At 29.8% G+C, this 19,805-nt stretch carries 14 protein-coding genes and 1 tRNA gene; 10 read left to right on the top strand and 5 right to left on the bottom strand.

The annotated features are described in order from the left end of the window. Window positions 1-13 precede the first annotated feature (13 nt). The 4 genes from rpsM to rplQ all read left to right on the top strand — a co-directional run bounded on the left by rpsM (window position 14) and on the right by rplQ (window position 2,489). Window positions 14-394: a 30S ribosomal protein S13 gene (gene rpsM / locus LJI21_01920; GenBank protein ID WFW29965.1), complete on the top strand. Its 381-nt coding sequence runs from the start codon at window positions 14-16 to the stop codon at window positions 392-394. Between the two features lie 53 nt (window positions 395-447). Next, window positions 448-837 carry a 30S ribosomal protein S11 gene (gene rpsK, locus LJI21_01915; protein WFW29528.1) on the top strand — a complete coding sequence of 130 codons (390 nt, stop codon included), beginning with the start codon at window positions 448-450 and terminating at the stop codon, window positions 835-837. Between the two features lie 80 nt (window positions 838-917). After that, on the top strand, window positions 918-2,021 hold the full coding sequence (locus LJI21_01910; protein WFW29527.1) for a DNA-directed RNA polymerase subunit alpha: 1,104 nt from the start codon (window positions 918-920) through the stop codon (window positions 2,019-2,021). A gap of 24 nt (window positions 2,022-2,045) precedes the next feature. Then, a complete protein-coding gene (gene rplQ, locus LJI21_01905; GenBank protein ID WFW29526.1) occupies window positions 2,046-2,489 on the top strand; it encodes a 50S ribosomal protein L17 in 444 nt (147 codons plus the stop codon). 203 nt (window positions 2,490-2,692) lie between these two features. On the opposite strand, the gene groL is transcribed toward rplQ, so the two are convergent. Both groL and LJI21_01895 read right to left on the bottom strand, forming a co-directional pair. Then, window positions 2,693-4,351: a chaperonin GroEL gene (groL, locus tag LJI21_01900; protein WFW29525.1), complete on the bottom strand. Its 1,659-nt coding sequence runs from the start codon at window positions 4,349-4,351 to the stop codon at window positions 2,693-2,695. Between the two features lie 84 nt (window positions 4,352-4,435). Next, window positions 4,436-4,717 carry a co-chaperone GroES gene (locus LJI21_01895; GenBank protein ID WFW29964.1) on the bottom strand — a complete coding sequence of 94 codons (282 nt, stop codon included), beginning with the start codon at window positions 4,715-4,717 and terminating at the stop codon, window positions 4,436-4,438. Window positions 4,718-5,009: 292 nt separating this feature from the next. Between LJI21_01895 and LJI21_01890 the strand changes: the two genes are divergently transcribed. Next, on the top strand, window positions 5,010-5,828 hold the full coding sequence (locus LJI21_01890) for a folate-binding protein (protein WFW29524.1): 819 nt from the start codon (window positions 5,010-5,012) through the stop codon (window positions 5,826-5,828). Between the two features lie 203 nt (window positions 5,829-6,031). Here LJI21_01890 and guaB read toward each other — a convergent pair whose 3' ends face one another. Both guaB and LJI21_01880 read right to left on the bottom strand, forming a co-directional pair. Next, window positions 6,032-7,528, bottom strand: coding sequence for an IMP dehydrogenase (gene guaB, locus LJI21_01885; protein ID WFW29963.1), 1,497 nt, complete (start codon window positions 7,526-7,528; stop codon window positions 6,032-6,034). Window positions 7,529-8,105: 577 nt separating this feature from the next. Then, window positions 8,106-9,308, bottom strand: a complete 1,203-nt coding sequence (locus LJI21_01880) for an aspartate aminotransferase family protein (GenBank protein WFW29523.1) — start codon at window positions 9,306-9,308, stop codon at window positions 8,106-8,108. A gap of 1,493 nt (window positions 9,309-10,801) precedes the next feature. On the opposite strand from LJI21_01880, the gene LJI21_01875 reads away from it, so the two are divergent. Together LJI21_01875 and pyrF are read left to right on the top strand one after the other, a co-directional pair. Beyond that, window positions 10,802-13,276: a valine--tRNA ligase gene (locus LJI21_01875; protein WFW29522.1), complete on the top strand. Its 2,475-nt coding sequence runs from the start codon at window positions 10,802-10,804 to the stop codon at window positions 13,274-13,276. A gap of 656 nt (window positions 13,277-13,932) precedes the next feature. Then, a complete protein-coding gene (gene pyrF, locus LJI21_01870) occupies window positions 13,933-14,607 on the top strand; it encodes an orotidine-5'-phosphate decarboxylase (protein WFW29521.1) in 675 nt (224 codons plus the stop codon). A 405-nt stretch (window positions 14,608-15,012) separates the two neighbouring features. Here pyrF and ubiG read toward each other — a convergent pair whose 3' ends face one another. Then, window positions 15,013-16,188 (bottom strand): bifunctional 2-polyprenyl-6-hydroxyphenol methylase/3-demethylubiquinol 3-O-methyltransferase UbiG, encoded by a 1,176-nt coding sequence (gene ubiG / locus LJI21_01865; protein WFW29520.1) that lies wholly within the window; start codon window positions 16,186-16,188, stop codon window positions 15,013-15,015. A 145-nt stretch (window positions 16,189-16,333) separates the two neighbouring features. On the opposite strand from ubiG, the gene dnaG reads away from it, so the two are divergent. The 3 genes from dnaG (at window position 16,334) to LJI21_01850 (ending at window position 19,554) form a co-directional block, all read left to right on the top strand. After that, entirely contained in the window at window positions 16,334-18,082 is a 1,749-nt protein-coding gene (dnaG, locus tag LJI21_01860) for a DNA primase (GenBank protein WFW29519.1), read from the top strand. A 492-nt stretch (window positions 18,083-18,574) separates the two neighbouring features. After that, window positions 18,575-19,480: a class I fructose-bisphosphate aldolase gene (locus tag LJI21_01855; GenBank protein ID WFW29518.1), complete on the top strand. Its 906-nt coding sequence runs from the start codon at window positions 18,575-18,577 to the stop codon at window positions 19,478-19,480. Between the two features lies 1 nt (window position 19,481). After that, window positions 19,482-19,554, top strand: a tRNA-Cys gene (locus tag LJI21_01850). Window positions 19,555-19,805 lie beyond the last annotated feature (251 nt).

Genomic DNA, 19,805 nt, shown 5'->3' with positions numbered 1-19,805 from the left:
AGTGTTTTAGAATATTGGGGTACTAGTAGTGCGTATTGCGGGTGTAAATATTCCAACAAAGAAATGTATTCCTTTTGCGTTAACTTATATATATGGCATAGGTATTGCTACCGCAAATAAGATTTGTTGCATTTGTAAAGTAGATAAAAATAAGCGTGTTTCACACTTACAAGATAAAGATATAGAGAATATTAATAGTTTTATTAGGCAAAATTACTCTGTAGAAGGCGAGCTTAGAAAGGAAGTGGCTATGAACGTAAAGTTTTTGGTAGAAATGGGATGTTACAGAGGGATAAGACATAGGAGGAGTTTGCCTGTAAGAGGACAAAGAACTCACACTAATGCTAAAACGATTCGTAAAAGTAAGCTTTACTCTACTTCTGAAAGAAGGTAGGAGGTGGTGGTATAGTACACCTTTTAAAAAGGGAAAAGAAGGTATAAATTAAAATGAAAAGGATTAGAACAATCGATAAAAAAGATGTAAAGAAAAATGTTACTGGAGTTATTCGTATCCGTGCAACTTTTAATAATACATTTATAAATGTAACTGATGTTCAGGGTAATACTTTATATCAAACATCTGTAGGTGCACATGGTTTTTCGGGTTCAAGTAAGTCTACACCTTATGCTGCCGGTAAAGCTTCAGAATTTGCTGCAAAGGTTGCAGTAGAGAAATTTGGAATGAAAGTTGTTTCTGTAATTATTTGTGGTCCAGGTTTTGGCGCTGAAGCAGCGGTTAAGGCCCTTCAGATTTGTGGATTAACAGTAACATCAATTGCAGACAAGACCGCAATTCCTCATAATGGGTGTAGATTGAGAAAAAAAAGAAGAGTATGACAGAGTATATAGTAGAGGGTTGTGAATTTTTATATATGTGTGTGTGATAATAATGTGTTTTTGGGGGATTAGTTTTGTATATGCGTGATGATAGTGCTTCTATTTTTAGTAGTTCAAATAGATTAATTAAGCCTACTTCAGTTAAAGTAATACCTGGTGATTCAGATAAAAAAGGAGATATAGTATTGGAGCCATTGGAGAGTGGTTTTGCTTTGACGCTTGGTAATGCATTGAGACGGGTTATGTTGTCTTCTCTTATAGGTAGCGCTGTTTATGGAATAAAAATTGAAGGTATAACACATGAGTTTACTTCGATTAAAGGAGTAAGAGAAGATGTAACCGATATAGTGTTAAACATGAGTATGTTGAGGTGTAAATTAAATGGTGTCTCAAATAAATGTTTGAGTTTGAATGTTAAGGGACCTTGTCAAGTGTTTGCTGAAATGATAGAAACTGATGATCAGTGTTTTATTATTAACAAAGATTTATTGATATGTACACTTGGACAGAATGTAGAGCTTAATATGATTATATATATTGCCAGTGGAAAGGGATATCTTCCAGTTGCTAAGTATAAAGAAAATGAATTTTTAAAATTAATGAGCGAGCAAGATCTTGTTGGGTTCATTCCAGTTAATGCTTTGTATAGTCCTATTAATAGAGTTTCATATAAAGTAGAGAATAGTCGTGTTGGTCAAGTTACTGATAAGGATAGATTAGTATTATCGATTGAAACTGATGGTACACTTTCTCCAAGTCATGCTGTTGATTTTGCTGCAAGAATATTACAGGAGCAACTTCAGCCTTTTATTAGTAGTAGTTGTTCTGATATGGATCATAGAAGATCATCTCAATCTTTATCTAGTAGTAGTAGTGGTAGTTATTATAGTAATAATAAGGGAAGAGATTTGGGTTATGACCCTATATTATTACGTAAAGTAGATGAAATGGAACTTTCTGTTAGATCGCATAATTGTTTAAAAAATGAAAATATTATTTATATAGGTGATCTTGTACAGAGAACAGAAAGCGAAATGCTTAGGACTGCTAATTTTGGTAGAAAGTCTTTGAATGAAATTAAAGCGGTTTTAAATAATTTTGGTTTGTTTTTAGGGATGTCTATTCCTGATTGGCCTCCTAAAAATATAGATGAATTAGCTAGACATCATATTGATGAGGATTAAAATAATAAAAAATTGTAAAAAAATATGAAACATAGAATAAAAAAGCGTAAATTGTCCCGTTGTACAGGGCATAGATTATCGATGTTAAAGAATTTGTCTATTTCATTGATTAATCATGAACAAATTGTAACAACTTTAGCAAAAGCTAAAGAGCTTCGTCCATATGTAGAAAGACTTATTACGATTGCTAAAAAAAATAGTAATAAGAATAATGTTTTGTATGCTAGAAGGGTATTGCTTTCGCGTCTTTATAATAATAATCTAGTAGTTAATAAGTTATTGAATGTTTTAGTCGATCGTTATTGTAGTCGCAATGGTGGATATTCTAGAATAATAAGGCTTAACCCTAGGAGGGGGGATTGTGCTTCTATGGCAGTGATAGAATTAGTTGATAGAGATATTAAGGCAAAAGGATCATCATCCAAAAATGCGGATGTTGTAGAGAAGAAGAAGGAAATTCCTTCTTAAAAAAAGAACAAAAGAAAGAAAAAGGGGGGAATACTAGTTTTGATTCAATCAACCCGTTTTTATCGCATTCATGATGCATAGAGATATATTCAAAAAAATCACACTTCCAAAAGGTTAGGGAGGGCAAAGCCAAAGTGGGGAGGCCCCTTCCATTGGCTTTGCCTTGAGGCTCTTATTTGCTTTTAACAGAGAACGCTCACCTTTTAAAACCCGTTCATTCCTCCCATGCTGCCAGCACCTCCACCCATAGGAGATGAAGAACTTTCATCTTTACTTGGTAGATCAACTATCATGGATTCTGTGGTAATCAGTACACTTGCAACAGATATCGCTGTTTCAAAAGCAATACGGATTACTTTTGCTGGGTCAATAACACCTGCAGTAAATGCATTAGCATAGTTCATAGCTTCAACATTATATATAAGTTCCTTATCATTTTGTTTAACTAAATGATCAATTATAACAGCAGATTCAAGACCAGCATTTTTAACTAACCTATTAATAGGAGTGCTTAGAACTTTTTTAATAATATTTATACCTATTTGTTCTTCGTCACTTCCTCCTTTCAGCTTATCAAGAGCAGATGAGGTATAAAGAAGTGCAACTCCACCACCTGGGACTATACCTTCTTCAATTGCAGCTCTAGTCGCATGAAGCGCATCTTCAACTCTATCTCTACGCTCTTTAACCTCTACTTCAGTAGCACCACCAACTTTCAGAACCGCAACACCGCCTGATAATTTTGCTAAACGTTCTCTTAATTTTTCTTTATCGTAATCAGAAGTTGAGGTCTCGATTTGAGACTTAATTTGCTCAATTCTAGCTTTTACTCTTTCAGAATCACTATTTTCACTAACAATTGTAGTATTATCTTTAGTGATTTTAACATTTTTAGCAGTGCCTAAATCTTCTAGGGAAAGGTCTTCCATTTTAATTCCAAGCTCATCTTTTATAACATATTTAGCATTTGTCAAAGTCGCTATATCTTCAAGCATTTCTTTTCTTCTATCTCCGAAACCTGGAGCTTTTACTGCTGCAACTTTCAGCCCACCACGCAACTTGTTGATAACTAATGTGCTCAACGCTTCACCTTCAATATCTTCTGCAATGATAAGTAAGGATTTACCAGATTTAACAATAGCTTCAAGAATAGGAAGCAGTGGCTGAATAATATTCAGCTTTTTCTCAGTAATTAAGAGATATGGATCGTCAAGCTCTACGATCATTTTTTCGTTATTTGTAATAAAGTAAGGAGAAAGATAGCCACGATCAAATTGCATACCAGTAGTAAGTTCAACCTCCAATTCTTTTGAACCTTTACTTTCTTCAACAGTAATTACACCTTCCTTCCCAACTTTTTTAACAGCATCAGCAATGCTACTACCAATATCTCTATCGCCATTTGCGGAAATAATAGCAACTTGCGCTACTTCATCCATCTTTTCCAGAGAAATTGTACGAGACATTGATGAGATTTGTTTCAATACCAATTCTTTTGCTTTCTGCATTCCATTTTTAATACTGACACGATCATTTCCAGCAGCTATAGATTTTGAAGCCTCCATTACCATGCTACTAGTTAGTATTGAGCATGTTGTTGTACCGTCACCAACTTTATCATTACATTGGGAACAACTTTGAGCAAAGATACTTGTTATTGCAGCATTTAAAGGCTTTTCGGGTTTAATACCCTTCATTACTTTATAACCATCCTTTGTGATTTCAGGAGCTCCGTAAGGCTTATTAATTCCAACTGTTTTTCCCCTAGGTCCTGCAGTTACTGCTACTGTTGAATCTACTATCGATGCAACTTCACGGAAAGCCTCTTGCAACTGCTCGCCTGATACTACTACATTAGCCATTTTATCACCTCTCAAAAATAATAAAACTAAAACAAAATACAAATTAAAACATTTAAACAAAAACTTGAATTATAAACTATAAAACTACCTAACGATAGCAAGTATATCAGATTCTTTCATCACTATAAACTTTTCATCGCGGTGTTCTATTTCTGTGCCAGCCCATTGTCTGTAAAATACCTTATCGCCAATCTTTACAGTTAAAGCTACGCGCTCACCACTTGAATTACGTGAACCCTCACCGATTGCTATAACTTCACCTTTAGTAGGTTTTTTTTCGGCACTCGATGGGAGTACAATTCCACCTTGTTTTTCTTCAGTGATAGGTTTAATTAAAACACTATCATCTAATACACTTAAGTTTATACTTGACATTGCTCTCCCTCCAATAAATAGATCTAGGATCTATGTATGTATTTTTAAGTTTGATTTCAAGGGTTGGTTTTAAAAGAACTGGTGTATTAAAAGCAATATAAAATAATATGTTTGTGTACAACATGTTAGTTAAGGGTGTCCCACCTATATAGCGTTATAAATCAAATAAAAATGTTAAAAATATTAAAAATTAGTCAGAGAACATTTCTAGATAATACCTAAATAATATTTTGACAAATGGTGTATATATTTGCCATACTCAAGATTTTTATATAATTTGGTAGTGAGCTACTTGCCATTAGAGAGCCGCGGTGTAATAGCTTTATACGGTCCGGATACCGCAGATTTTTTACAGGGTATTATAACGAATGACATCAATAAATTGAATAATCAAAAAGCGATTTACTCCTTATTGCTTAGTCCTTACGGAAGGTACTTATATGATTTTTTTTTAATTAGATATGGTGAGTTTATTTTTTTGGAATGTGAAAATATATATTTACAACAAATAATTGAAAAATTAGTTCTACTTAAAACTTATTTGAGAGTGGAAGTCAAAGATGTTAGCACGATATATAAAGTGGGGATTTCACTTAGAGGTTCAGATGAGCCAGAAATATGCGATGAATCACAAGTTATTTTCCAAGATCCACGAAGTAAATCTCTTGGAATAAGAATTATATATAAACATAAAGATAATAAGGTGAAGCGGATTATTGGAGATTTCATTGAGTATGAGGAAATTAGAATTCAGAATCTTATTCCCGATGGGGCAAGGGATATGATACAGAACTTGTCGTTTCCTTTACAGTATTTGATTGATAAGGCTAATGGGATGAGCTTTAATAAAGGGTGTTATATAGGTCAAGAGATTGTAAATCGAATGAGAAGGCAAAAGGTACTTAGAAAAAGAATTTATTTTATTGAGGGAGATAGTAATATACTTCCAAATATTGGAACTAAGATAATAAATGAAAATAACAATAAAGAGGTAGGTGAGTTGCGCTCTAGTATAGGTAACATTGGGCTTGCATTGCTTTGCTCTGGAGAGAATTATAATAATTTATATGCTAATGGAGTTAAAATAATTGTTGTGCATTAGAGGGAGATGTAATTGCAAAATTACAGAAATTGTGGCGTTATTTTTAGTTAATTTATTTAATTAAGGCTTAAACTTTTTAATAATTTTTGGTATTGATTTTTATATTCCTCAAGAGTAAATGGGGGGGGATTTTGATTATATATTTTTATTTATTTGTTTAATGGAGGATATATTAAAAATATATTAACTAAGAGATGGGTTATTTACTTATTTTCGTCAGGATCGCTTGGTAAGCTGCTGCATATTTGAGAATAATTTGGTGCTTCTTGTGTGATGATTATGTCATGAGCATGGCTCTCTCTAAATCCGGATGCGGTAATAGTAATAAATTTACAGTTTTTCTTCATTTCCTCTATATTTCTATTTCCGGTATATCCCATTGCAGCCTGTAATCCTCCAATTAATTGGTGAATTACTCCCGAAGCTGGTCCTTTAAATGGAACTCTTCCTTCTACCCCTTGCGGTACTAATTTAGGTTTTGAGTTTTTATTTTGAAAGTAACGACTTGCTGAGCCTGATTTCATTGCGCTGATGGATCCCATTCCTCGGTAGCTTTTATATGCTCTACCTTTATACATTATTGTCTCACCTGGACTTTCGTCAGTACCCGCAAAGAGCGAACCAATCATTACAGAATCAGCACCTGCTGCTATAGCTTTTGCAACGTCTCCTGAGTACTTTATTCCACCGTCAGCAATTAATCTTACTTTTTTTACCTTACATACTTCTGCAACATTTTGAATTGCAGAAAATTGCGGTACACCAACACCTGTAACTATTCTAGTAGTGCAAATTGATCCGGGTCCTATACCGACCTTTACTGCATCAACGCCCGCATCGATTAATGCTTCAGCAGCTTCTTTTGTTGCAATATTACCACCTACTAGTTGTATATTTGGGTACATTGTTTTTATTTTTTTGATGGTATTAATAACATTTTCAGAATGACCATGAGCAGTATCAATAATAATTGCGTCAATTTCTTCTTGAATTAAAGCCTTACATCTTTCTATACCATCTTTCTTACCAATTCCAACTGCAGCAGCAACTCTAAGGCGTCCCTTATTATCTTTACATGAGTTTGGGTATTTATTATAATACTTTTCAATATCCTTGACGGTAATTAAACCTATACAACAAGAGTTTTCATCTACAACTAAAAGTTTTTCTATTTTATTTTTATGTAGTAATTTCATAGCTGATACGCTATTTACTTCATGCTCTCGTACAGTAATTAATTTACTTTTTGTCATTATTTCAGAAACTTTTATATTCATGTTTTTATTTTCAATAAATCTTACATCACGATTGGTTAAAATTCCTACTAATTTAGATTGATCGACTACAGGAATACCTGAGTAATTATATTTATTCATTAATGAAATTGCTTCTGCGATTGTTTTATTTGGAGAAATTGTAATTGGGTTATATACAATCCAGCTTTCATATTTTTTTACTTTTCTAACTTCTAAAACTTGCTCATCTATTGATAAGTTTTTATGTATACAACCTATTCCACCATGTTGTGCGATAGTTATTGCGAAATTTGATTTAGTGACAGTATCCATTGCAGAAGATATGAGGGGAATATTAAGCTTTATACTATTTGTTAGATAAGTTTTCGTGTCTGTATCGGAAGGTAGTATATCAGAGTGAGCTGGTAAGAGTAGTATGTCATCAAACGAATAACAAGCTTTCATTCTCATAAACGCTTTTATTTAGAGCTTATATACATCTCAATTGATTGAATTGCAACAGTGAATAATTGCAAAATTTAGCTAGTAGTTTTATTAAGGTATGTTTTTTTATGAAAATAATATGTGTTTTAATTACTTTTATAATTAATTTCAGTAGTAAGGCAAAAGGAAAAGCAAATTTATCAGTATATAATTTTTGTTCATAGTATGAAATATAAGTTTTATAAATCAGATAAAATTTTAAAATGGGCTTATTGAGCAAATTATTTAAGTTTATAATATAATAAGGTAAAAGGTCTCTTGTCGTGGGGATATTAATTCTAATTATCTTAAAAGATTTGCAATCTTTTATAAAAGTTTTATGATTATGAAATTTGGTTTTGCTTTTTATGAAGGTGATAAGTCTGTTTTATATTTTAAAATTACCAGAATAGGTTTTTGGTAGTTTTAAGTATAAAATTGTAGCTGGATTTCGGGGTAAAATTTTAATATCTTCTATATAGTAAAAAGTGAGTGAGGCTTTTTATATTAGAAGAAATTTTATCTACTTATCTGTTCAATAGATATTCCCTTAAATAAATTAGAAGGTTGTTCCATTAACATGAGAATTGATACTAGATAAACTAGATAAGTACTGAATTAGTATTTCAATTCCTTCGTCGATTTCTTTTTCTGTGATAGTGAGTGGAGGTAAAATTCTTACAACATTATCTAATGTTGCTCCTACAGTAAGTAGACCTCGGTAGCTTAATTCTTCTGAAAATTTTTTGCTATCCATTTTTACTTTTATTCCGAGCATTAGCCCTTTTCCTCTTACTTTTTCTATTATTGAAAATTTGTTTGCTAAATTTTCTAATTTATTTTTTAAATATTTACCTCTAATTTCAACTTTTTTTAGAAAGTTATAACTTAGTAATTCGTCTATAACAGTGTTACCTATTGAGGTTGCAAGTGGATTACCGCCAAAAGTAGAACCGTGCATACCAACCTTCATATATTTAGCAGCTTTTTTAGTTGCGAGACAAATTCCCAACGGGAATCCACCTCCTATTCCTTTCGCGAGAGCGCATATATCAGGTTCTATTCCTATATGTTCATATGCGAATAATTTTCCAGTTCTACCAGAGCCACATTGTACACAGTCAAAAAACAGTAATATGTCATGTTCATTGCATAGTTTTCTTAATTCTTTTATAAAGGTTTTGTCCATTATTTTAATACCACCTTGTCCTTGTATTGGTTCTATTAATATAACACATGTTTTATTAGAAATTGTTTCTTTTACGCTTTCGATGTTAGGTTCAACATTGTCACACCAATCAATATAGGGATTAATTAAACTAGAAAATTTTTGTTTGCTATTTATAGCACAGGTTATAAATGTTCTTCCATGAAATGCACCATAAAATGTTATAATTCTATGACGGTTTTTATTACCTTTTCCATTTTGATAAGCCATAGCAATTTTAAGTCCACACTCTACTGCCTCTGATCCAGAATTTGTAAAAAATACAGTATCTGCAAAACTATTATTTTTTAATTTTTTTGCAAAATTATTAGCAGTAGGTATGTTATAGGTGTTTGATATGTGCCATAATTTTTCTCCTTGTAGCTTAAGGGTGTTAATTAATTGTGGATTGGAGTGACCCAAACTATTAACTGCTATTCCAGAATGAAAATCTATGTAACGTTTATTATTAATGTCATATAAGTAGATACCTTTGCCATAAGAAAAATTTATGTTAATAGGAGAGTAAACTGGTAAGATATGAGAGATAGTCATGTAGATAATTAATTCTTAATTCAAAATGTAAAATTAATAATATAAAAAGTTATCGTCCCAATCAAAGATTTTTGTATTTTGGATATAATTTGTTTGTTTTAGATAGAACAGATAATAGCATAGAGTTATGTCAAATTTTAAGATTTTTAAAAATTAAAACTTTGTTAGTTTTATTGTGATTTTAGTTTTGAACAAAAGTAAATATAGATATGCGTAAGAAGCATTAAGAAAATATGTTTTAGCGTTAAGTAAAATATAAAAAATATTAGGGTAATTTAAGATATTTTGGTTGGGAGATGTTTGAAATGAAGTGCAATAAATTTATTTATAAATAAGCTTTTATAAAAAAGAAGTTGGTTACAAATTAAAGATTTTATAAGAAATATAGATAAATGAAAGTAAGTGAAGCAAATGAATAAGAAATTTCAATTTTAGATATTATTTTGTGAATAAGAAACTTATATATTGCTAGCATAATATTCTTGTAATTCAAGTGTTAAAAGAGGTATGTAGACTGATATGGGATTGCTAATTAAATGAGACTTTTTCCGATATGTATTAAATCTATATTGGATTAGAGTTATTGGGGCGTTGTCCCTTTCAGGAGGAAGGTTTATTATTCAATTAATAGATTTATATTTGGAATAAAAAGTAGGAATTAATTAAGAGAAAAAGAAGTATTTAATAGTGGTATATATATTTAAATTTCTTTTAAAATATTGAAGATTTAGTCGATTTTAGATTCTTGCAAGAACTTTTAATTTATATTAACTCATGTTTTTGTGTGATAAAAGTATGATAAAATAATAAAAATTTTTAAGAATTTAGTGAAGAATTGAGATTTAGTAAGAGTAGATGAATGATGCAAGGGTGGGGTATTATGTTTTATAAATTTAATAAAATAAGGATAATGTTAAAGGAATTTATTTTTGTGAATACGATAAAATCACTGCTGTGATATTTGTTAACAATTAGATTGTCTAGATTGACCTATCGATTAAAATTTTGAGAAAAACTTTAAGTTTCATATATTTATAGTTTTATTTTAGTTTTTATGTTCACTTAGATGATTTTCTTTGGATGATTTCATAAAAATTTTTAATTTTATTTACCTCTTTGTATCTAATTAGAGTACAAAATCATTTGTATTTAAAGTTATAGCAGAATATGTTATTTTAGTTATTATTAAATTATAAGTATAAATGTTAAATTTTGCTTCACAGTTAGGATAGTAAAGGGAGTATGTATTTATTGTTACAGCTTTTGTTTGTAAAACAAGAAGAAGATTTTATTAGAATTTATTAAGTTTATGTTTAATACGGGGCATGCTTATTGATTTCTAAGGGATAGTCTCATTGATGAACAATTTTGATGATGTTTATTAGTTTAAGCTTAAAGCTTAGCAAATTAAATAAATGTATAAATTTTAATAGAGTTTTTATTAGTTGTTTTTCATTTTATAATCTATTAATTAAAAATTAAATGAAAAGTTTATGTTAGAAGGAAAGTATAGTTTTCATGAAATTGAAAATAGACATAATGCATTATGGGAAGATAACAATATTTATAGATGGAGCGGTGGGAGTAACACTTTTGTTATAGATACACCTCCTCCGACAATATCAGGAGAGTTGCATATTGGTCATGTATTTAGTTATTGTCATACGGATTTTATTGCAAGATTTCAGCGTATGATAGGAAGAGACGTATTTTATCCAATAGGATTTGATGGTAATGGACTTCCAACTGAAAGGTTGGTTGAACAAGTTTATAAAATACGCGCAAAAGAGGTTAAAAGGGAAGAATTTATAGAGATGTGTTATGGGGTAATTAAAAAATTAAAGCAAAAATTCAAGAATTTATTTAGGTCTATTGGTATTAGTTATGATTGGAATTTAGAGTATCATACTTTAAGCAGGGATGCTATAACGCTTTCTCAAATGTCGTTTATTGACCTGTACAATAGGGGGTATGCATATAGAAAAATGCAACCTATTTTTTGGGATCCTGTTGACAAAACTGCAATTTCTTATGCAGAAATAGATAACAAAATTTGTGAGTCACTTTTAAACACAATAATTTTCTCTACTCAAGAAAATGAGCAGATCAAGATTACAACTACAAGACCTGAATTACTTCCTGCATGTGTTGCAGTTTTTTGTCATCCGGAAGATATACGTTATACTCATTTAATTGGGAAGATGGCTATAGTATCAGTAACAGAGGAAAAAGTTCCAATTATGGCTGATAATAGAGTTAAAATAAATAAGGGTACTGGATTAGTCATGTGTTGTACGTTTGGTGATGAACTTGATGTGTATTGGCAACAAAAATATAATTTACCGATGAAGATTATTATTAACAGTGATGGTAAGATAAGTTTAAATTCAATTTATCATAGTAAATATAGATGTCGAGGCGTTGAAATAATATGTAGTGCATTGGAAGGGTTAAGGATTAAAGAAGCAAGAAAAAAAATGATTGAAATATTGAGTAAAAGTGGATCTCTTGTAAAGAGTACTAATGTTTTTCATTCTGTTAAATGCGCAGAAAGATCTGGTGCACAGCTTGAAATATTTTCTACATATCAATGGTTCATTAAGACTTTAAATGAAAAGGCTAAAGTTTTAGATAGGGTTAAAAAATGCAATTGGTATCCAGATTTTATGAGAAAGCGTATGGAAGTATGGATAAGGGGACTAAGTTGGGACTGGTGTATTTCAAGACAACGTTATTTTGGGGTACCATTTCCAATATGGTATTCAAGGCGCAAAGGAGAGGAAGGCAAAATTATTTTGGCTGAAGTAAAAAATCTTCCTGTAGATCCGTTTAAAGATCTACCAACTGGGTATAGTAGAAAAGAAGTTATTCCAGATCAAGATGTAATGGATACTTGGGCTACGAGCGCTATTACCCCTCAACTAAATGCATTAGCAATAAACAATAAATTTTATTTGCGAGATCATCGTTATGATAAAATATTTCCTGCAGATTTACGTACTCAAAGTCACGAAATAATAAGAACTTGGGCTTTTTATACGATTTTAAAGGCACATTATCATGCAAATTCTTTGCCATGGAAGAACATTATGATTAGCGGTTGGTGTTTAGCTGATAATAAAAAAAAGATGAGTAAATCAAAAGGTAATATTATTACTCCCAACGTAGTGCTTAACATCTATGGGGCTGATGTAGTGCGTTATTGGGCAGCAAATTCAAAACTTGGAATTGATACAGTTTATTCTGAGAACACATTAAAAACTGGCAAGCGTTTTATTATAAAGCTTTGGAATGCTAGTAAATTTGTTTCCATGTTTATAAAAAAGTATCAAATAGTAAAGATAAATTCTATTAGTGAAACAATAGATAAATGGATACTGTCTAAGTTATATAAAGTTATAGACAGAGCAACGAATGATTTATTGCAATTTGAATATTATAAAGCTTTAAGAGTTGTGGAGGATTTTTTTTGGAAAGATTTTTGTGATAATTACTTGGAATTAGTAAAAAAACGTGTGTATGGGGATAGAGTTGGTGGTGATAAAGCTTCGAGCGCAAAACAGGGTTTAATATGTGCATTAAATGTTATTTTGAGATTATTTGCGCCTTTCTTCCCATATATTACAGAAGAAATATATTATCAATTATATAGTTGTAATTCTATACATCGTAAGAACAATTGGCCAATTAAAGAAGAGCTTATTTATGATGAATGTTCTAAAGAAATGGGGGATAATTCTGTACAGATATTGAATCTTGTAAGAAAAATAAAAGCTGATAATAATGTATCATTAAAACATTTAATAAAAAAATTGACGATAAAAGTGAATGTACAAGAAAATAGATTAAATTTATCTACGCAGAACGATTTACAAACAGTTTGTAATGCTAAATTGATACAATGGAGTGAAGATGTGACTGGATTTGTAGCATCGAATGAAAAGTTTACTGTAGGTGCGGAATTATAATAGTTATGTTTTAATGTGTAAAGAATGAATAGCTAGAGTGTTGTTGACCATGAATAAGGTTCTGAAGATAAAATGTGGTGTGATTAAGTAATGTGAGTTTTAATAATAATTAGAAAAGAAATAAGTATTGAATTTTATTTTTAAATCTAATAAAGAATTTTTAATGGGAGTTCTTAAAAGAAAGTAATAGTTATTATAACCTATTAGCAAAATAATAATAATTTTGTTAGTAAGAAGTTTTATTAAAGGTAAAATTGTATAATTTCTCTTGTTAAATAGGGTGGGTTCGGCAAAATTTAAATTTAATTAAAATTAAAATATGAAAATTAGATTAAAAGGGTAGAATAAGGATAGAATTGGTTTCTATATTTATTTTAATAAAATATGTTTAATTTATATGAAGTTATTAGTAGTGAAATTCACGTGTAAAATATTCTGTAAAATTTTACTAATATATAAAAGTATATAGATATTATTAGTTTTAAATAAAAATAAAAGTGAAATTACGGAGTTGGGCATTATAATATATAATATATGAATGTGGATGAAAAGTTTTAATTGATAATAATATTTATTGGAAATATTAAGTTCTGCTTAAGAAGCAGAGATATAAGACAAATAATGAAGAATATTTATAAAGGGAAAAGGATGCATGTATGAATCCAATAATATGTGCGTTGGATACACAAGATTTGAACAAGGCTATATCTTTAGCTAGTGTCTTATATGGTAAGGTTGGTATGATAAAGCTCGGGTTGGAATTTTTTATTGCTCATGGACCACTTGGAATTAAAGAACTTGCAAGATATAATATACCAATATTTTTGGATTTAAAGTTATTTGATATTACAAGTATTGTATCTAAAACAGTTAAGGTAATTAAAGAATTAGGTGTTGAAATATTAACGTTGCATATAAATGGTGGAGTAAGAATGTTGAGGGAAGCTATAAATGTAGTAAAAGGTACAAAAATGAAGTTAGTTGGGGTGACTGTATTAACTAGTATGGATGATGAAGATTTGAATGAGCTCGGAGTGATAAGAGATGTGAAATCACAGGTAGTTTTGTTTGCAAAACTTGCAAAAAAGATTGGTTTACATGGAATAGTATGTTCTGCATTGGAAGCGCGGGAGGTACGCAAGGAATGTGGTAACGGAATTATAATTATTACTCCTGGAATTCGTATATGCGATGATTATAACGATCAAAAAAGAATAGTAACACCAAAAAAAGCAATAAATCTGGGAGCTGATTATATTGTGATTGGTAGACCTATTACAAAAAGTGATAGTCCTGCAAATGTTGCAGAGTTAATATGGAAATCCCTTTGAGAAAAATAAAATAAAAAGTTTTGATCATTTTCTCGATAATGAGAAGTCATTTGTTTGATAATTTAAAAATTTTATTTAATGATATTGTGTTATACAGTAATGTTGTGGGTTTCAAAATTTGTATAATTTAGGGGGGGGGGCTGAATTCTGTTTCATTAATTTTATTTTAAGTTATTTGTTTGGTAGAGAATTTTGTAAATAGATGATAATTTCATATCTTGTAAGAAGAGAGCTTTGTATTCTTTTTAGTTTTAAACTATTAATTTTTTATACTTAAAGTTTTAAGTTTTTCTAATTTATTGTTAGGAAGATATCTTTATTTTAATAAGCAAAAAAAAAGATAGGATTGTCTTTTTTTTTGCGAGATCAAAAAATTTTATTTGTATTTATTGAGAGATCTCTCTTCTATAGAACCTTTAATAAGCCACAGAGTATATAATTAACATCTATACCATCTGTTAACCTCCATTCACGTTTTATTATATTAAATTCCATGCCAGTTATGTTCTGTAACGTGATATTATTTTCTCTCAAATAATTTGTAATTTCTGATGGTTTGAGGAATTTATTCCAATTATGTGTGCCTCTTGGCAGCCATTTTAGTATAAATTCTGCAGCAATTATTGCGAGGCAGAAAGATTTGATAGTTCTATTAATTGTTGATATGAATATCAGCCCTCCTGGTTTTAGTAGCTTTATTGTTTTTTTCATAAAAAGTTCTAAATTATCTACATGTTCTACCACTTCCATAAGTAAGATTATGTCGTATTTTTTATCATTTTTTAGTTTTTCAACGGAAGTATTTTTGTATTTTATACTTAATCCTACTTTTTTTGCATGTGATTTTGCTATTTTTAAGTTTTCTTTACATATATCTATTCCTACAACACTAATTCCAACTCTAGCCATTGATTCTGATAAAATTCCACTACCGCATCCAATATCAAGCAATGACAGTTCTTTTAAAGAACATTTTTTAAATTCTTTTATTTTTTCAATAATATACAGTGCTCTTATTGGATTCATCATATGTAGTGATTTAAATTTTCCATTTTCATTCCACCATTCTTCTGCTGTTTTATTGAATTTTAATATTTCGTTATTATTGTAAGTTTGTACTTTTTCTTTCTTTCTATAAGAAGTTATATTATTTAGTTTGTTAAGACGTTTTTTGTGTCTACTTTCTTTTGAAAATTCTGTCTCAAGGAATTGTTTGATTACATCTTTTGCTAATGTACTTGTAGTAAACTCTGCGCCAATACAAAGTATGTTTGCATTGCCATGTTTACGAGCTAATCTAGCAATTTCGATGTTATTACATAAAGCGGCATAGATTCCCTCAAAGCGATTTGCTACGATGCTCATACCAAGACCTGTACCGCAAATTAGTATTCCGTAATTTGCTTTTTTGTTTGTTATATCTTTTACAACCTTAATAGCGTAGTCAGGATAATCTACACTTTTTTGCTCAACAGTACAGCCGTGATCTATTACTATATAACCTAAAGTTTCTAAATATGGTCTTATTTCTGATTTTAATTCATAGCCAGAATGATCTGAAGCTATTGATACAACATTCATATTAAAAATTATGATTTATCAAGAGTATATTTAATATGGATAATTTATTCTATTTTGTTTGTCAACATATCCTCTTAAGGCATAGACTCGAAATTTATTTCGAGTTATTAATTAATTACCAATTAGAATTATTATTTTAAGTAAAGTGAGTTATATAGATACTATAAAATCAAGACTTTTAATATCTGATATAATAGGTAAAAAGATAAAATTAATAAAAAGCGGGAATAATTTTGTTGGAATTTGTCCATTTCATAATGAAAAAACTCCATCATTTTTTGTAAATGACATTAAGGGATCGTATTATTGTTTTGGTTGTTTTGCTCATGGTGATGTATTTGAATTTATTTCACAAACTGAAAGTTTAAGTTTTCAAGAGGTTTTAAAAAGATTAGCATTAGTTACAGGTGTTGATTTATTTAAGAGTACTGATATTTCCGCTAAAAATAACAAATTGTTTTTAGCATTAAGTTTAACTACAAAGTGGTTTATACAAAAAAAAAAGAGTGTTATTACTTACTTAAATCAGCGTAAAATCTCGCTCAAAGTTATAGATAAATTTAAAGTGGGTTACGCGCCATATTGTGGTCTAAGAGAATATTTAAATTCTTTTGGTATCGAAGATGAGATTTTAATTCATATTGGTTTAATAAATAAAAGTTTTCGTGACTACTTTTATAACCGTCTTATGTTCCCTATACATGATATTACAGGTAAGGTTATTGGTTTCGGAGGGCGCGCACTTAGCGCAAATCAATATCCAAAATATTTAAATAGTTCAGAGAGTAAACTTTTTAAAAAAAGGAAAAATTTATATGGATTAGATCTTGCTTTGAGTGAAATACGTAAAAAGCAACATGTATTTATCGTTGAGGGATATATGGATGTAATAGCATTACATCAAGCCGGAATTAACAATGTAGTTGCTTCTCTTGGTACTATGATTTCAGTAGAACAAATACAAAGTTTATGGAGATTTACTAAAGAAATTTCTATTTGTATGGATGGTGATAACTCTGGACGTTATGCCACCACTAGAATTGCTAAATTTATTCTTCCGATACTTAAGTTAGGATATACATTAAAATTTATAATTTTACCAAAGGAAAAAGATCCATACGATATATGTAATGAGTTGGAATATAAAAAAGAAGATATACTTTTTTGTTTTAATCGTTATACAGAGTTACACTCTGAGTATTTGTGGAAATATATAGTTAATAGTAGTAACTTTCAAAATTATGAAAATTCTATTCCAGAAAAATATTCAGTTCTTGAGTGTAGATTTATGGAATATGTTAATACTATAAGTAATAGCAGTATTAAGAGATATTATAGGGATTATTTTTATACTAAAATTAGCGATTTAAAAAAAACTAGAAGTTTGCCTATCAAAATAATAGAGACTAGATATTTTTACGATAAGTCTTCAGATGCAATTGAAGCAGAGCAAAATCAGGCTATAATTTTACGTATAGTGATAGAGTTTCCTGAGATTTTAAATCATGCCATATTTTTAGAGCAGTTTTCTTATTTTGAGTTTACGGATATTGGGATGAGAAAATTACAAATGTATATAATTGATTTGATAAATAATAGAAATAAGTTTGATAGAAGGGTTTTGTTGCAGGAGTTATATCAATTTGATAGTAAAGTTATAAAGCTCATTTTTGAGAAAACTAATACGTTAAATAGTCAATTAAATGAGAAAAAGTCGGCGGAGATTGTGTGGAATAATGTGATATTGTTAAAAGAGTTAAATGTATTGCAAAAGGAAAAATTTAAAGCAAGATTGGGAGGTAATTTCAATTTAGAAAAAAGATTAATAGAGCAGATAAGACAAATAGAGCATAGTATACAGAAAATACAAATGATGTTTGTTAAAAATAGATAAAATTGCAAGTTTTGCTAATTTTATTGATATAAAAGTTCGATTTCAGCTATTGAAATGATAAGATTTGATAAAATATCTATGTAATAACTTTTGTTTTAGCAGAGATAGTTCTTCTATTCAAGATGTATGTGTTTTTAGAATAAAATTATTATGGGGGTATATTAGAAATTATTAGATTAGTATTAAATGATGAGAAAGTAAATTTGAATTTGTGCAGTAAAATATCAAGGGGCATACATGTTAACAAAAGTATAAAATGCAGATGTAAGTTGAGAAATAAATGAGTTCAATTGATATTGAAAGATTTGTTTGTGAGCTGATTTTATTTTAAGTTTTTAAGGAAGTACTTTCGAATAGATGCGTTTTATAATAGGATTTTAGATTTAAAAAAATCTAGAAATGTAAAGAGTTTTAGAATAAATTAAAATTTCTTGTATTGAGTTTTTATTTGATTACAATTTAGAAATTAAATTGTAAGTTTACTTTTAATTTATGACGATATTAAGCAATAAAGTAAGGCAAATTTTAAATTATTATGATAATGAAAATCTTGGAGTAAAAACAAGTCTTGCACGTATCCTCATGCATGGAAAACTTGGTGGTACTGGGAAATTATTGATCTTTCCTGTTGATCAAGGATTTGAACATGGACCAGTGAAGAGTTTTGAAGTTAATCAGGATGCTTATGACCCAAATTATCATTTTCAACTTGCACTTGACTCAGACGTGAGTGCATATGCTGCTCCGCTTGGAATGATTGAGGCTGGTATCTCGTCTTATGACGGGATACTTCCTCTAATTTTAAAACTTAACAGTTTTAATTCTTTACATCTAAAAAGTTTAACTCCTGACCAAGCTATAACAGCTTCTGTAAAAGATGCGCTGCGTTTGGGCTGTACAGGTATTGGGTTTACTATTTATCCTGGTTCTGCTAAGTGTTTTGATATGATAGAAGAAGCACGTGAAATTATAGCTGAGGCTAAGTCCTATGGACTTGTAGTAGTATTATGGTCTTATCCACGAGGTGAAGGAATTTCCAAAGAATTTGAAACAGCAGTTGATGTAGTCTCCTATGCCGCGCATATAGCAGCTTTGCTTGGTGCTACTATAATAAAAGTGAAACTTCCTACAAATCAATTAATGAAAGAAAAAGTAGAAATAGAGAATATTGAGTTGCTGTCTAGAAGAATTTCTTTTATTAAGAAATCTTGTTTTGCAGGAAGAAGGATAGTGGTTTTTTCTGGTGGGAATTCGAAATCTATAAATGATATATATAATGATATAAAAGAGATTAAAAAAGGTGGTGGTGATGGTTCAATTATTGGACGTAATACTTTTCAGAGGAAAAGAGAAGAAGCTTTATCTATGTTAAAGGATATTATGCATATTTATTCATAATGGCTGGGTGGCAGAATGGTTTATGCGAAGGACTGCAAATCCTTTTTATATCGGTTCGATTCCGGTTCCAGCCTTTCTGGATTATAGAAAATTTGAATCTTAATAAAAAATTGGTGTTTTATATTTTCTAATAATATTGGAAAGTGTATTGTTATTGGAATAATACTAAGGTGTAAATTATAGTAACTTACCATATTCTAAAAAGAGTTTAGTTGTTGTTTTGTTATATTATGAAAACTTGTAAATTTGGTTTTTGTATAAAATAATTTTGTTTATGTAAGATGATTTTATACAGTTTTGTTGTTGTTTTATATTTAAAAAAATA

This window comes from Wolbachia endosymbiont of Menacanthus eurysternus (assembly GCA_029715105.1).
GTDB lineage: Bacteria > Pseudomonadota > Alphaproteobacteria > Rickettsiales > Anaplasmataceae > Wolbachia.
Note: the sequence above shows the minus strand (reverse complement) of the source record. Positions and strands in the feature narration are given on the sequence as shown.

Excerpts from the sequence above, each read along its gene's own strand:
- rpsK (WFW29528.1), top strand. The coding sequence starts at position 448 with ATGAAAAGGATTAGAACAATCGATAAAAAAGATGTAAAGAAAAATGTT.
- LJI21_01910 (WFW29527.1), top strand. The coding sequence starts at position 918 with ATGCGTGATGATAGTGCTTCTATTTTTAGTAGTTCAAATAGATTAATT.
- rplQ (WFW29526.1), top strand. The coding sequence starts at position 2,046 with ATGAAACATAGAATAAAAAAGCGTAAATTGTCCCGTTGTACAGGGCAT.
- groL (WFW29525.1), bottom strand. The coding sequence starts at position 4,351 with ATGGCTAATGTAGTAGTATCAGGCGAGCAGTTGCAAGAGGCTTTCCGT.
- guaB (WFW29963.1), bottom strand. The coding sequence starts at position 7,528 with ATGAAAGCTTGTTATTCGTTTGATGACATACTACTCTTACCAGCTCAC.
- LJI21_01880 (WFW29523.1), bottom strand. The coding sequence starts at position 9,308 with ATGACTATCTCTCATATCTTACCAGTTTACTCTCCTATTAACATAAAT.
- LJI21_01875 (WFW29522.1), top strand. The coding sequence starts at position 10,802 with ATGTTAGAAGGAAAGTATAGTTTTCATGAAATTGAAAATAGACATAAT.
- pyrF (WFW29521.1), top strand. The coding sequence starts at position 13,933 with ATGAATCCAATAATATGTGCGTTGGATACACAAGATTTGAACAAGGCT.
- ubiG (WFW29520.1), bottom strand. The coding sequence starts at position 16,188 with ATGAATGTTGTATCAATAGCTTCAGATCATTCTGGCTATGAATTAAAA.
- LJI21_01855 (WFW29518.1), top strand. The coding sequence starts at position 18,575 with ATGACGATATTAAGCAATAAAGTAAGGCAAATTTTAAATTATTATGAT.